Source organism: Dyella marensis (genome assembly GCF_049532885.1).
Lineage (GTDB): Bacteria > Pseudomonadota > Gammaproteobacteria > Xanthomonadales > Rhodanobacteraceae > Dyella_D > Dyella_D marensis.
The window spans coordinates 2,945,185-2,959,401 of sequence record NZ_CP064029.1; the positions used below are offsets into that span (position 1 = coordinate 2,945,185).

Genomic DNA, 14,217 nt, shown 5'->3' on the forward strand with positions numbered 1-14,217 from the left:
GCTCACAGCTTTTCCATAGTGCATAGCAAAGGATGCTGATGGGCACGTGAATATTCGTTCACCTGGGTCACCTTGGTTTCGGCCACCTCCCTCGTGAAGACCCCGCACACGCCCTTGCCGCGGGTGTGCACGTGAAGCATCACCTGCACCGCGCGCTCCTGGTCCAGGCCGAAGAAGCTGCGCAGCACCTCCACCACGAAATCCATGGGGGTGAAATCGTCGTTGAGCAGGACCACCTGGAACAGCGGCGGGCGTGCCACCTCCGGACGGGCGGTTTCCAACGCCAGGCCATGCCCTGTGCCTTGCTCGTGTTCGGGTTCGTGCGCCATGAGTTCCGCTGTCTCGATCTTGTGGCCAGTATACCGCCCGGCCCACGCGATGGTTTCCGCGTTCCGGGATAGCACTTTCAGGTGATGGCACAATGTCGTCTTTTCCAGTGCCGGCTTTAAGCGCTATATCCCCTGCCCATGAACGATTCCGCTCCCGCCCCTGCCGCCGTGTGGTGTCCGCGCGTCACCGTCGCCTGCGTGGTGGCCGACGGCGGCCGCTACCTGATGGTGGAAGAAGAGGTCAATGGCCGGCTCGTCTACAACCAGCCAGCTGGCCATCTGGACGATGGCGAAAGCCTGGCCAGCGCCGCCGTGCGCGAGACGCTGGAGGAAACCGGCTGGACCGTCGAGCTCGACGCGCTGGTCGGCGTGCACCAGTGGCGCAGCACCGAGCACGGCCACAGCGTGCTGCGTTTCAGCTTCGCCGCCAGCCCGGTCGGGCACGACCCGGACCGCCGGCTGGATACCGGCATCCGCCGCGCCCTGTGGCTGACCCGCGCCGAAGTGGCCGGCCTGGGCGACCGCCTGCGCAGCCCGCTGGTGCTGCGGAGCATCGACGCCTGGCTGGCCGGCCAGCGCGTCCCGCTGTCCGCGCTGAGCAGCCTGCTGCCCGAGGACCGCTATCCGTGAAAGTGATGCTGGGCATCTCCGGCGGCGTGGACTCCTCGGTCGCCGCCCTGCTGCTGCAACAGGCCGGCCACGAGGTCGAAGGCCTGTTCATGCAGAACTGGGAAGAAGACGACCGCGCCGGCCCCTGCACCGCCGACGCCGACCGCAAGGACGCCGTCGCGGTCTGCGGCCGCCTGGGCATTCCTTTCCATGCGCGCAACTTCGCCGCCGAATACTGGGACGGCGTGTTCGAGCATTTCCTCGCCGAATACCGCGCCGGCCGCACGCCGAACCCCGACGTGCTGTGCAACCGCGAGATCAAGTTCAAGACCTTCCTCGACGAAGCGCGCGCGCTCGGCGCGGACAAGATCGCCACTGGCCACTACGCCCGCGTGGACGAACGCGACGGGCGGCACCGCCTGCTGCGCGCGGTGGATGCCGGCAAGGACCAGACCTATTTCCTGCACGCGCTGGGCCAGCGGCAGCTCGCCGCCACGCTGTTCCCGGTCGGCGAGATCGAGAAATCCGCGGTGCGCCGCATGGCCCTGGACGCGGCCCTGCCGACGCACGCCAAGAAGGATTCCACCGGCATCTGCTTTATCGGCGAGCGCGATTTCCGCGAATTCCTGAGCCAGTACATCCCCGCCCGCCCCGGCGAGATGCGCACGCCAGACGGTGCGCGCGTGGGCGAGCACCAGGGCGTCATGTACTACACGCTGGGCCAGCGCAACGGCCTGGGCATCGGCGGCCGCCAGGGCGCCAGCGGCGACGCCTGGTACGTGGTGGGCAAGGACGTGCGCGCCAACGTGCTGTACGTGGCCCAGGGCGGCGAGAACCACTGGCTGCACTCGCAGCGCCTGCATGCCGACGCTCCCACCTGGGTGGCCGGCGCGGCGCCCGCCGCCGAATTCCGCTGTACCGCCAAGACGCGCTACCGCCAGCACGACCAGGCCTGCACCGTGCGCGTCGACGCCGCCGGCGTGGAAGTGCGTTTCGACGAAGCCCAGCGCGCCGTCACACCCGGCCAGTCCGTAGTTTTCTACGATGGCGAGGTTTGCCTGGGCGGCGCCGTGATCGCCCGCACCGACGCTCCCTACGGCGGCTGGAACGCCGCCCCTGTCCCCGAAGAGTCCGCACAACGTGTTTGAAACCTATGCCATGACCGAAGAGCGCGTGCTCGCGCTGGCCGGCCTGTTCCAGGCCGCCGCGCTCACCCAGCAGCTGGCCAACGATGGGCGCTGCGACGAGAGCGCGTTCGAGAGCAGCGTCGGCAGCGTGTTCCGCATCGACGCGCCATCGGTGGTCGGCGTCTACGGCCATGTCGGCGGCGTGCGCCTGGGCCTGCGCCAGCTGATCGCCCAGCTGGACGACACCGGCCGCGACATGGGCGTCACCCGCATGGCGGTCACCGTGATGCGGCTGGAGCGCAGCCTGTCGCGCAACCGCCAGCTGCTGGACGACCTGCAGAAAGGCATCGTCGCCGCGCAGCGCCAGGTCGAGCACTTCGGCCAGGACTCGCCGCAGGTGGTCAAGCGCCTGGCCGAGCTGTACGCGTCCACCCTGTCCACGCTGAAGCCGCGCGTGATGGTCACCGGCAATCCGCAGCAGCTGCAGCAGCCCAAGGTAGTGGAGAAGGTGCGCGCCAGCCTGCTGGCGGCGGTGCGTTCGGCGGTGCTGTGGCGGCAGATCGGCGGGCGCCAGTGGCAGCTGCTGTTCTACCGGCGCCAGTGCAGCATGCTGGCGCGGGGCTTGTTGACCGGGGTGACGCTGGACAACGGCTGACGCCGCTCAGGCGGCGTCGCCCGCCTTCAGCCCATTACCTTCAACCCATCGCCTTCAACCCATCACCTTCAGTCCTGGCCGCTGCTTCGCCAGCTTGCGCAGCAGCTCGGCAAACGCCTGCAGGTCCGCCTCCCACGGCGAGGCCTCGCGCCAGTACAGCGCGATCTCGCGCCCCGGCGCCTGCCCCTTGAACTTGGCCAGCGCCACTTCCGGCATCGAGGCCAGCCGCTCGTGCGCCAGCGCCGGCACCAGGGCGTAGCCGCCGCGCAGGCCGACCAGGGCGGCCAGGCTTTCCAGGCTTACATCTTGTACGTGGCCGCCGCCGAGCACGTCGTCGGCGCGGCTCTCCGCCATCAGGGTGGCGTCGGCGGCGTCGAGCTGCTCCAGCGTCAGGGTGCGGCGGCCGGCCAGCGGATGGTCGGCGCGCAGCATCACTTCCCAGGGTTCGAAGAACAGCGGGCGCATGGCGATGCCGCTCACCGGCGGCGACGGCTGCGCCAGCACGGCATCGAGCTCGCCTTCCTGCAGGCGGCGCAGCAGGCCGCGCGGCTTGCCTTCCGACAGGCTGAGCCGGGCGCCCGGGAAATGCTGCGGAAACGGCGCGATCAGATGCGGCAGCAGGTACGGCCCCAAGGTGGCCAGCACGCCCAGGCGCAGTTCGCCGCCGAAGGCGGTCTCGCCGGCGCGCGCGGCCTGCTGCAGATGGTCGGCCGCCAGCAGCACCGCATCGATCTGTTCCAGCAGGCGCTGCCCGCCGGCGGTGGGCACCACCCGGCGGCCGCCGCGCTCGAACAGCGGCGTGCCCAGTGCCTGCTCCACTTTCTGCACCTGGTGCGACAGGCCCGAGGGGCTGATGTGCATGGCGCGCGCGGCGCTGTTGAAGCTGCCGTGGCGGCGCACCGCCTGGACCAGGATCAGGTCGCGCAGCGAGACGGCCGATAAATGAGTGGAAATCATCCTGCTGCCCGCGCCTCGCCGCCGAAGCCCCGCATCGAGGCGGCGCAAAGCATAAACGACGAAGCCCGGCACGGGGCCGGGCTCTTGAAAGCCCCTCTCCCATCGGGAGAGGGGTTGGGGTGAGGGTACGGCCGGAGCGCAAGAGTGATGTGCGCCGCTCCGGCCGAACCCTCATCCGGCTGCCGCCACCTTCTCCCGTTGGGAGAAGGATTCCACGATTAAGCGTCGACGGTATCCGCGACCTGCTTGAAATCGGCAATCTGATCGAAGTTCATATAGCGATAGATCTTCTCGCCATTCGCATTGATCACGCCGATGTCCGCCATGTACTCCTCCTTGGTCGGGATGCGGCCCAGGCGCGAGCAGATCGCCGCCAGTTCCGCCGAGCCGAGGTACACGTTGGTGTTCTTGCCCAGGCGGTTGGGGAAGTTGCGCGTGCTGGTGGACATCACCGTGGCGCCTTCGCGCACCTGCGCCTGGTTGCCCATGCACAGCGAGCAGCCCGGCATTTCCATGCGCGCGCCGGCAGTGCCGAGCACGCCGTAGTGGCCTTCCTCGGTGAGCTGCTGCTGGTCCATCTTGGTCGGCGGAGCCACCCATAGGCGGGTCGGGATATCGCGCTTGCCTTCCAGCAGCTTCGACGCCGCGCGGAAGTGGCCGATATTCGTCATGCAGGAACCGATGAACACCTCGTCGATCTTCGCGCCGGCCACGTCGGACAGCGACTTCACGTCGTCCGGGTCGTTCGGGCAGGCCACGATCGGCTCGTGCACGTCGGCCAGGTCGATCTCGATCACCGCGGCGTACTCGGCGTCCGCATCCGGCTCCAGCAGCTGCGGGTTGGCCAGCCACTCTTCCATCTTCTTGATGCGGCGGGACAGCGAGCGGGCGTCCTGGTAGCCCTGGGCGATCATGTACTTCAGCAGGGTGATGTTGCTGTTGAGGTATTCGATGATCGGCGCCTTGTCCAGGCGCACCGTGCAGCCGGCGGCGGAGCGCTCGGCCGAGGCGTCGGACAGCTCGAACGCCTGCTCCACCTTCAGGTTCGGCAGGCCTTCGATCTCCAGGATGCGACCGGAGAAGATGTTCTGCTTGCCCTGCTTGGCAACCGTGAGCAGGCCCTGCTTGATCGCGTACAGCGGAATCGCATTGACCAGGTCGCGCAAGGTGACGCCCGGCTGCAGCTCGCCCTTGAAGCGCACCAGCACCGACTCGGGCATGTCCAGCGGCATCACGCCGGTGGCGGCGGCGAAGGCCACCAGGCCGGAGCCGGCCGGGAAGGAAATGCCGATCGGGAAGCGTGTGTGGCTGTCGCCGCCGGTGCCGACGGTGTCGGGCAGCAGCATGCGGTTGAGCCAGGAGTGGATGACGCCGTCGCCCGGACGCAGGCTGATGCCGCCGCGGGTGGAGATGAAGGCGGGCAGCTCGTGATGGGTCTTCACGTCGACCGGCTTCGGATACGCCGCGGTGTGGCAGAACGACTGCATCACCAGGTCGGCCGAGAAGCCCAGGCAGGCCAGGTCCTTCAGCTCGTCGCGGGTCATCGGGCCGGTGGTGTCCTGCGAACCGACCGAGGTCATCTTCGGCTCGCAATAGGTGCCCGGGCGCACGCCCTCGCCTTCGGCCAGGCCGCAGGCGCGGCCGACCATCTTCTGCGCCAGGGTGTAGCCCTTGCCGGTGTCGGCCGGGTTCTGCGGCAGGCGGAACAGCGTGGACGGGGCCAGGCCCAGCGCCTCGCGCGCCTTGGCGGTGAGGCCGCGGCCGATGATCAGCGGAATGCGGCCGCCGGCGCGCACTTCGTCGAACAGCACGTCGGACTTCACCTGGAACTCGGCGATCACCTCGCCGTTCTTCAGCGCCTTGCCCTCGTACGGGCGCAGCTCGACCACGTCGCCCATGTCCATCTTCGACACGTCGAGCTCGATCGGCAGCGCGCCGGCGTCTTCCATGGTGTTGTAGAAGATCGGGGCGATCTTGCTGCCCAGGCACACGCCGCCAAAGCGCTTGTTCGGGATGAAGGGGATGTCCTCGCCGGTCCACCACAGCACCGAGTTGGTGGCGGACTTGCGGCTGGAGCCGGTGCCGACCACGTCGCCCACGTAGGCCACCAGGTGGCCCTGCCTGGCCAGGTCCTGGATCTGCTGGATCGGGCCGCGCTTGCCGTCTTCTTCCGGCTGGAACGGCGCGCCTTCGCGCTTGTTCTTCAGCATGGCCAGCGCGTGCAGCGGGATGTCCGGGCGGGTGGTGGCGTCGGGGGCCGGCGACAGGTCGTCGGTGTTGGTCTCGCCCGGCACCTTGAACACGGTGATGGTCAGGCTCGGCGGCACTTCCGGACGGCTGGTGAACCACTCGGCGTCGGCCCAGCTCTGCAGCACGCTCTTGGCGTTGGCATTGCCCTTGTCGGCCTTTTCCTTCACGTCGTGGAAGGAGTCGAACATCAGCAAGGTCTTCTTCAGCGCGTCGGCGGCGATGCCGCCCACCTGCGCGTCGTCCAGCAGTTCGATCAGCGGATGGATGTTGTAGCCGCCCAGCATGGTGCCGAGCAGTTCGGTGGCCTTCTCGCGGCTGAGCAGCGGGCAGGCTTCCTTGCCGAACGCCACGGCGGCCAGGTACGAGGCCTTGACCTTGGCCGCGTCGTCCACGCCGGCCGGCACGCGGTTGCTGATCAGGTCGACCAGGAAAGCCTCCTCGCCGGCGGGCGGGTTCTTCAGCAGCTCGATCAGGTCGGCGGTCTGCTGGGCCGTCAGCGGCAGCGCGGGGATCCCGAGGGCGGCGCGCTCGGCGACGTGTTGGCGATAGGCGTTGAGCATGTGGTTCTCGTCCGTTGGCGTGGCGGGAAGCGGAACGTCACCCGAGTTGGCAGGAGGCCGCAAAGCCAGTTCCCAAGCCGCTTCCGGAGGTCGTTTCAGCCGCTCATTTTGCCAGCCGCAGGCCATCTGCCGCAACGCAAGACGTTGTTTCCGCCTGCGTTCGATATCTTGCAATGACGGCAACGGCAAATCGCCCGCCCGGTAACTTGCGCGTAGCGCCGTTTGCCTCAAACTCCCCGGAATCGGCAGAACGGAAGGGCTTGTTTGCGCCCGATGCTCACGCCGGCTGCCCTAGGATCCCCCGGCGACGCCACCTCAGCGCCGCGACCCCAAGCAACAGGAGTTCAACCCATGCTGGATTCATTCGCCACCCGCGACACCCTCAAGGTCAACGGCAGCTCGTACCAGATCGCCAGCCTCGCCAAGCTCGGCCAGCGCTTCGACATCAAGCACCTGCCCTACTCGATGAAGATCCTGCTGGAGAACCTGTTGCGCCACGAGGACGGCGTCAACGTCACCGCCAGGGAAATCGAAGCGGTCGCGCGCTGGAACCCGAAGGCCGAGCCGGATACCGAGATCGCCTTCATGCCCGCGCGCGTGGTGCTGCAGGACTTCACCGGCGTGCCCTGCGTGGTCGACCTGGCGGCGATGCGCGACGCGGTGGTGAAGCTCGGCGGCGACGCCAGGCAGATCAATCCGCTGGCGCCGGCGGAACTGGTGATCGACCACTCGGTGCAGGTCGACGTGTACGGTTCGGAATCCGCGCTGGAACAGAACGTGGCGATCGAATTCCAGCGCAACCAGGAGCGCTACGCCTTCCTGCGCTGGGGCCAGAAGGCGTTCGACAACTTCAAGGTGGTGCCGCCGCGCACCGGCATCGTGCACCAGGTGAACCTGGAATACCTCGGCCGCGTGGTGTTCACCGGCGAGAAGGACGGCCAGTCCTGGGCGTATCCGGACACCGTGTTCGGCACCGACTCGCACACCACCATGATCAACGGCGTGGGCGTGCTGGGCTGGGGCGTGGGCGGCATCGAGGCCGAGGCGGCCATGCTGGGCCAGCCGTCGTCGATGCTGATTCCGCAGGTGGTGGGCTTCAAGCTCACCGGCAAGCTTGCCGAAGGCGTGACCGCCACCGACCTGGTGCTCACCGTCACCCAGATGCTGCGCAAGCTCGGCGTGGTGGGCAAGTTCGTGGAGTTCTTCGGCCCCGGCCTGAAGGACCTGGCGCTGGCCGACCGCGCCACCATCGGCAACATGGCGCCGGAATACGGCGCCACCTGCGGCATCTTCCCGATCGACCAGGAAGCGCTGAACTACCTGCGCCTGTCCGGCCGCAGCGAAGAGCAGATCGAACTGGTCAAGTCCTACGCGCAGGCGCAGGGCCTGTGGCACGACGAGAACACGCCGCACGCGCAGTTCACCACCACGCTGGAACTGGACCTGGGCGACGTGCGCCCCTCGCTGGCCGGCCCCAAGCGTCCGCAGGACCGCGTGCTGCTGCAGGACGTCGAAAAGAGCTTCCGCGACGCGCTCGGTCCGCTCACCGCCAACCGCCGCCCGCGCAACGGCGACACCTCGAACTTCATCAATGAAGGCGGCTCCTCCGCGATCGGCAACCCCGCCAATGCGGTTTCCGAAAGCGGCGTGCTGGTGGAGAAGGACGGCGAGAATTTCCGCCTGTCCGACGGCGCGGTGGTGATCGCCGCGATCACCTCCTGCACCAATACCTCCAACCCCGCCGTGATGCTCGCCGCCGGCCTGCTGGCCAGGAAGGCCGCGGCCAAGGGCCTGAAGGCGCAGCCGTGGGTGAAGACCTCGCTCGGGCCGGGTTCGAAGGTGGTCACCGATTACCTCGAGCAGACCGGCCTGCTGAAGGAGCTGGAGAAGGTCGGCTTCTACGTGGTCGGCTATGGCTGCACCACCTGCATCGGCAACTCCGGCCCGCTGCCGGCGGAAATCAGCAAGGGCATCGCCGAGGGCGATCTGGCGGTGGCGTCGGTGCTGTCGGGCAACCGCAACTTCGAAGGCCGCGTGCACCCGGAAGTGAAGATGAACTACCTCGCCTCGCCGCCGCTGGTGGTGGCGTATGCGCTGGCCGGTTCGCTCGACGTGGATCTGAGCAAGGAACCGCTGGGCACCGGCAGCGACGGCAAGCCGGTGTACTTGAAGGACATCTGGCCGAGCAACCAGGAGATCTCCGACACCATCGCCGGTGCGATCAACCCGGCCATGTTCACCAAGAACTACGCCGACGTGTTCAAGGGCGACGACCGCTGGAACCACATCGCCTCGCCGGATGGCTCGGTGTACCAGTGGGGCGATTCCACCTACATCAAGAACCCGCCCTACTTCGACGGCATGACCCGCGAAGTCGGCAAGGTGGAGGACATCCACGGCGCCCGCGTGCTCGGCCTGTTCGGCGACTCCATCACCACCGACCACATCTCGCCGGCCGGCTCGATCAAGAAGGACAGCCCGGCGGGCCGCTTCCTGATCGGCAAGGGCGTGGAACCGAAGGACTTCAACTCCTACGGCTCGCGCCGCGGCAACGACGACGTGATGGTGCGCGGCACCTTCGCCAACATCCGCATCAGGAACCTGATGCTGGACGGCGTCGAAGGCGGCTACACCCTGCACGTGCCCAGCGGCGAGCAGCTGGCGATCTACGACGCGGCGATGAAGTACAAGGCCGAGCACACGCCGCTGGTGGTGCTGGCCGGCAAGGAATACGGCACCGGCTCCTCGCGCGACTGGGCGGCCAAGGGCACCTTGCTGCTGGGCGTGAAGGCGGTGATCGCCGAGAGCTTCGAACGCATCCACCGCTCCAACCTGGTCGGCATGGGCGTGCTGCCCTGCCAGTTCGAGGACGGCCAGAGCGCGCAGTCGCTGGGGCTGACCGGCAAGGAGGTGTTCGACATCACCGGCTTGAACGACGGCGAGTCGAAGGTGGCCAAGGTCACCGCCACCGCGCCGGACGGCAGCAGGAAGGAGTTCACCGTGAAGGTGCTGCTGCTGACGCCGAAGGAGCGGGAGTTCTTCCGCCACGGCGGCATCCTGCAGTACGTGCTGCGGCAGCTGGCGGGGAAGAAAGCAGCCTGAGGGTTCTCAGTCCTCACGTTCGAATCCTTCTCCCTCCGGGAGAAGGTGGCGGCAGCCGGATGAGGGTACGGGCGGAGTGCAACGCACCGCTCCGCCCGTACCCTCACCCCAACCCCTCTCCCGACGGGAGAGGGGCTCAACGTTGCAGCACTACAGCTGCTGCTCCCAGCTCGCGGTAAAGCAGCGCCACTCGCGCCCTTCCCTGCGCCAGCCCGTCTCCACCTTGAACATGCCCAGTTCCGCCGGGAACAGCTTGCCGCCGCTGCCCAGGGTGACGGTGAAGCGCGCCACGTAGCGGTCGCCGCGCGGCTCCACCTCGATCGGGCCGAGCACCGCATGCACGCTCTCGCCGCGGAACTTCGCCAGGCGCAGCAGATTGCCCAGATCCTTGGCGCTCATGGCGCCGCCGTTGCCGTCGAAGTCCTCGCTCAGCACGCCGGTGAGCGCGCCGGCATCGGCGTCGGCCGCGGCGGTGCGCGCGGCCTCGATGGACTGGCGGATGCGCACCTCGTCGGGCGCGCGCCGGCAGCCGCCCAGGGCCACCGCCAGCACGGCGAAAAACAGCAGAAAAACAAGCTTGCGCATCGACCGATCACCCCTCGAAAAACCCGCTGCAACGCGGCTTGCCGCTGTACGCGGGCGTATGCTCCAATGCCCTGTGACCATGATGCCCCATGCGCGCGAGCGGCGGCATTCGATACCAGGAGCAGGGATACAACATGAGCAACGAGCGTCCGTGGCTGGCTAATTATCCGGAAGGCGTACCCGCGCAGATCGATCTCAATGCCTACGCTTCCGTCGCCGCGGTGCTGGAGGAAGCCTTCGCGAAGTTCCGCGACCGCCCTGCCTTCCACAGCTTCGGCAAGGAGCTGAGCTATGGCGAGATCGACGAGCTGAGCCGCCACTTCGCCGGCTACCTCACCGGCGTGTTGAAGCTGGTCAAGGGCGACCGCATCGCGATCATGATGCCCAACGTGCTGCAGTACCCCATCGCGCTGTTCGGCGCGCTGCGCGCCGGCCTGGTGGTGGTCAACACCAACCCGCTGTACACCGCGCGCGAGCTTAAGCACCAGCTCGAAGACGCCGGCGCCAAGGCGCTGGTGGTGATGGACAACTTCGGCGCCACCGTGCAGCAGGTGGTGGCCGAGACACAGGTCCGGCACATCGTCACCACGGGCCTGGGCGACCTGCTCGGCCTGAAGGGCAAGGTGATGAACCTGGTGGTCAAGTACGTCAAGAAGATGGTGCCCGACTACCACCTGCCGCAGGCCGTGCGCTTCCGCGACGCACTGGCGCAGGGCGCCGCGCATCCGGCGCCGAAGGTGGAGCTCACCCACGACGACCTGGCCTTCCTGCAGTACACCGGCGGCACCACCGGCGTGGCCAAGGGCGCCATGCTGTCGCACGGCAACATGGTGGCGAACATGCTGCAGGCGGGTGCCTGGATCGGCACCAACGCCAAGGAGGGCGAAGAGGTCATCATCACCGCCCTGCCGCTGTATCACATCTTTTCGCTCACGGCGAACGGCCTGGTGTTCACGCGCCTGGGCGGCCTGAACTGGCTGATCACCAATCCGCGCGACATGCCGGCCTTCGTCAAGGAACTGAAAAAGTCGCGTTTCACCGCGCTCACCGGCGTCAACACGCTGTTCAACGGCCTGCTCAACACGCCGGGCTTCGACCAGGTCGATTTCTCGCGCCTGCACCTGAGCCTGGGCGGCGGCATGGCCGTGCAGCGCGCCGTGGCCGAGCGCTGGAAGAAAGTCACCGGCGTGACCCTGGCCGAAGCCTACGGCCTGACCGAGACCTCGCCCGCGGCCTGCATCAATCCGCTGGACCTGAAGGACTACAACGCCTCGATCGGCCTGCCGATTCCTTCCACCGACGTGGCGATCTGGTCCGAGGAAGGCCAGCCGCTGCCGTTCGGCGAAGTGGGCGAGCTGATGGTGAAGGGCCCGCAGGTGATGCAGGGCTACTGGCAGCGCCCGGACGAGACCGCCAAGGTGCTCGGCGCCGACGGCTGGCTGCACACCGGCGACATCGCGCGCATGGACGAGAATGGCTACGTCTACATCGTCGATCGCAAGAAGGACATGATCCTGGTGTCCGGCTTCAACGTGTATCCGAACGAGGTCGAGGACATCGTCATGACCCACCCCGGCGTGGCCGAAGTGGCCGCGGTGGGCGTGCCGGACGAGCATTCCGGCGAAGTGGTGAAGCTGTTCGTGGTGCGCAAGGACCCGAACCTGACGGTGGAAGCGCTGAAGGAGTTCTGCCGCGCCAACCTCACCGGCTACAAGCGGCCCAAGCTGATCGAATTCCGCGATGCGCTGCCCAAGAGCAATGTGGGCAAGATCCTCCGCCGCGAACTGCGCGACGAGAAGAAGCCAGCCGCCTCGGCGGCCTGATGGATCAACTCATGAACCAGCGAGGAGCCTGTCCTCCCCAGGGAGTTCGGACAGGCTCCAGGCTGCCTCGCCCGCGCCGATCCACGCGGGATTCCGCCAGCGGCTGCCGCGACGAATCAATCGTCGTGCCACGTCTCCAGGATGTCGGCGTAGCCGCCCAGCAGATTCCATAGCGGAACCTGCTTGTCCTCCGGTATGCGCGTGTACGCGAAACCGATGTGCCGGTCCGAGATGCGCTTCACCTGGGCCTCCAGGTGGATGTGCAGGTCGTGGCCGAAAATCATGTCCAGCATCCAGCTCTGCCCTACTTCGCCCTGCCATCCCAGCGGGCGGCGCAGCAGCGCGCCGGTGGCCGAGATGTCTACCAGTTCCGTCGGCTGTGACTGGCTGCCGCGGCTCATCAGTACGGTCGTCTCGATGCGCATCCGCGCGGGGCGCAGCTGCTCCGGACCATCGTTATGGTGCTTGCCGCCGGCTTTGGTCATGCCTTTCCCTCCCATCCCCGCTGCCGTGCAGCGTCATCCAACTTATTCGCGGCAGGCACTAGTGCCCGTGAAATGGACCCCCGCCGCGCATGCGGCCTATCCCCGCGCCGATCAAACTGCCCTTACCGTGGCGTAAAGCAAGCGCCGTGCCACGTCGTAATATTCTGCCGGCGACGCGCCCGGAACCCACCGGCACGCGGGATTCGGCCATTTCCCGCCGTTTTGCGGGCGCCTTGAAGCTGTGTCGCTTCCATCGAGCGTTTCCATTGCATCGGCGCCGACGCCCAGGCCAGACGCGGCGGGTCACATGCTGCCCTTGCGACGTGGACGATCGAGCCCTTCCAAACCACGCATCCGCGGCATTCTGCCGATGCACCCGCACGCTTGGTAGGCCGTACGCATACTGGACTTGGCCGCATGCAGCCGTTAACCTTGATCGCACGTGGGTTACAGGGTGCGCCTGCCGTTCGAGCCAGACGCCGCCGGAGCACCCGCCCGACACCCAGCAGACCTCCTGTTCACGCCGTGGCGCAGTTCAACGCGCGGCCCGGCTTGCCGTTCGCCGTGGATTGCCTCCCGGTCCGGTTGCAGGAATTGTTCACGGCCAGCCTGACCGATGCCGCCGCAGGCGCGGTTTCATCATGCAAGGCCGTGACGGACGCCAGAGCGCCCGTGGTGATCGAGCCTCAAGGAGTTTCACGGGTGACCGCCGGATGGCCGCCGCCCGAGAGCGGGGGACAGCCTCAGCGAATGCCGGTGGAATCGAACGGTTCCGAACGTGTTGAACGCACTGCAAGCCGTCATGGGCGGCCCAACGACATGCATTGATGAGCACTGAGCCAGTCGAGCCTCAGCCGGTGGCAGCACCGCAGGACGCTTTCGCGTCGGTACCGCAACAGCAGGAAATGCCGCTGGCCATCGTGCGCGGCGAACCCGTGCTGCAGATGCCGCAGGACCTGTACATCCCGCCGGATGCGCTGGAAGTCATCCTGGAGGCGTTCGAAGGCCCGCTGGACCTGCTGCTGTACCTGATCCGCCGGCAGAACCTGGACATCCTGGACATCCCGATCGCCGAGATCACCCGGCAGTATCTGGAATACATCGACATGATGCGGGACATGCGGCTGGAGCTGGCCGCCGAATACCTGCTGATGGCCGCGATCCTGGCCGAGATCAAGTCGCGGCTGCTGCTGCCGCGGCCGCCGGTGGAAGAAGGCGTCGAGGAAGATCCGCGCGCCGAGCTGGTGCGCCGGCTGCAGGAATACGAGCGCTTCAAGCGCGCGGCGGAGGACATCGACGCCCTGCCCCGCGTCGAGCGCGACACGGTGGTGGTGCACGCCGACAGCGGCGAGCGCACCGTGATCAAGCTGCCGCCGCCGCTGGACCTGAAGGAACTGCTGCTGGCGCTGAAGGACGTGCTGCATCGCGCCGAGCTGTTCGGGCATCACGCCATCCGGCGCGAGGCGCTGAGCGTGCGCCAGCGCATGGGCGAGCTGCTGGGCAAGCTCGGCGACGCCAGCTTTCACCGCTTCGAGACACTGTTCGACCCCAGCGAAGGGCGGCTCGGCGTGGTGGTCACCTTCCTGGCCATGCTGGAACTGGCCAAGGAAATGCTGGTGGAAATCGTGCAGGAGGAGCCGCTGGCTCCGATCTATGTGAAGGCGAAGGTCACCCAGGCCGAGGAATCCGTCGAAGACGACACGCCCGCGCAGGCGTCCGCCGCCGACTGACCCCG

General features: G+C 67.5%; 11 protein-coding genes. 6 read left to right on the forward strand and 5 right to left on the reverse strand.

Features of this window, described 5'->3' with window-relative positions; genetic code table 11:
• Nucleotides 1-2 precede the first annotated feature (2 nt).
• Nucleotides 3-329 carry an ATP-dependent Clp protease adapter ClpS gene (gene clpS / locus ISN75_RS12655; RefSeq protein WP_167256927.1) on the reverse strand — a complete coding sequence of 109 codons (327 nt, stop codon included), beginning with the start codon at nt 327-329 and terminating at the stop codon, nt 3-5.
• A 138-nt stretch (nt 330-467) separates the two neighbouring features.
• On the opposite strand from clpS, the gene ISN75_RS12660 reads away from it, so the two are divergent.
• From ISN75_RS12660 to hflD, 3 genes are read left to right on the forward strand one after another with little or no spacing between them, the layout of a single operon-like run.
• Nucleotides 468-959, forward strand: a complete 492-nt coding sequence (locus ISN75_RS12660; protein ID WP_167256926.1) for an NUDIX hydrolase — start codon at nt 468-470, stop codon at nt 957-959.
• Nucleotides 956-2,086, forward strand: coding sequence for a tRNA 2-thiouridine(34) synthase MnmA (gene mnmA, locus ISN75_RS12665; RefSeq protein WP_168647253.1), 1,131 nt, complete (start codon nt 956-958; stop codon nt 2,084-2,086). The genes ISN75_RS12660 and mnmA overlap by 4 nt, the downstream gene beginning before the upstream one ends.
• A gap of 10 nt (nt 2,087-2,096) precedes the next feature.
• Complete coding sequence (gene hflD, locus ISN75_RS12670) at nt 2,097-2,720, forward strand: high frequency lysogenization protein HflD (protein WP_167256924.1); 624 nt, start codon at nt 2,097-2,099, stop codon at nt 2,718-2,720.
• A gap of 54 nt (nt 2,721-2,774) precedes the next feature.
• Here the strand turns inward: hflD and ISN75_RS12675 are convergent, their stop codons facing one another.
• Both ISN75_RS12675 and acnB read right to left on the reverse strand, forming a co-directional pair.
• On the reverse strand, nt 2,775-3,677 hold the full coding sequence (locus ISN75_RS12675; RefSeq protein WP_168647252.1) for a LysR family transcriptional regulator: 903 nt from the start codon (nt 3,675-3,677) through the stop codon (nt 2,775-2,777).
• A 218-nt stretch (nt 3,678-3,895) separates the two neighbouring features.
• The gene (acnB, locus tag ISN75_RS12680; RefSeq protein ID WP_167256922.1) at nt 3,896-6,487 is read right to left on the reverse strand and encodes a bifunctional aconitate hydratase 2/2-methylisocitrate dehydratase; all 2,592 of its coding nucleotides are present in this window, start codon (nt 6,485-6,487) and stop codon (nt 3,896-3,898) included.
• A 351-nt stretch (nt 6,488-6,838) separates the two neighbouring features.
• Between acnB and acnA the strand changes: the two genes are divergently transcribed.
• Nucleotides 6,839-9,589, forward strand: a complete 2,751-nt coding sequence (acnA, locus tag ISN75_RS12685) for an aconitate hydratase AcnA (RefSeq protein ID WP_343819969.1) — start codon at nt 6,839-6,841, stop codon at nt 9,587-9,589.
• Between the two features lie 150 nt (nt 9,590-9,739).
• Here acnA and ISN75_RS12690 read toward each other — a convergent pair whose 3' ends face one another.
• A complete protein-coding gene (locus ISN75_RS12690; RefSeq protein WP_343819970.1) occupies nt 9,740-10,174 on the reverse strand; it encodes a hypothetical protein in 435 nt (144 codons plus the stop codon).
• A 134-nt stretch (nt 10,175-10,308) separates the two neighbouring features.
• Between ISN75_RS12690 and ISN75_RS12695 the strand changes: the two genes are divergently transcribed.
• Entirely contained in the window at nt 10,309-11,997 is a 1,689-nt protein-coding gene (locus ISN75_RS12695; RefSeq protein WP_167256919.1) for an AMP-binding protein, read from the forward strand.
• A 116-nt stretch (nt 11,998-12,113) separates the two neighbouring features.
• Here the strand turns inward: ISN75_RS12695 and ISN75_RS12700 are convergent, their stop codons facing one another.
• Complete coding sequence (locus ISN75_RS12700; RefSeq protein ID WP_167256918.1) at nt 12,114-12,482, reverse strand: PilZ domain-containing protein; 369 nt, start codon at nt 12,480-12,482, stop codon at nt 12,114-12,116.
• A gap of 827 nt (nt 12,483-13,309) precedes the next feature.
• Between ISN75_RS12700 and ISN75_RS12705 the strand changes: the two genes are divergently transcribed.
• A complete protein-coding gene (locus ISN75_RS12705; protein WP_167256917.1) occupies nt 13,310-14,212 on the forward strand; it encodes a segregation/condensation protein A in 903 nt (300 codons plus the stop codon).
• Nucleotides 14,213-14,217: the final 5 nt, after the last annotated feature.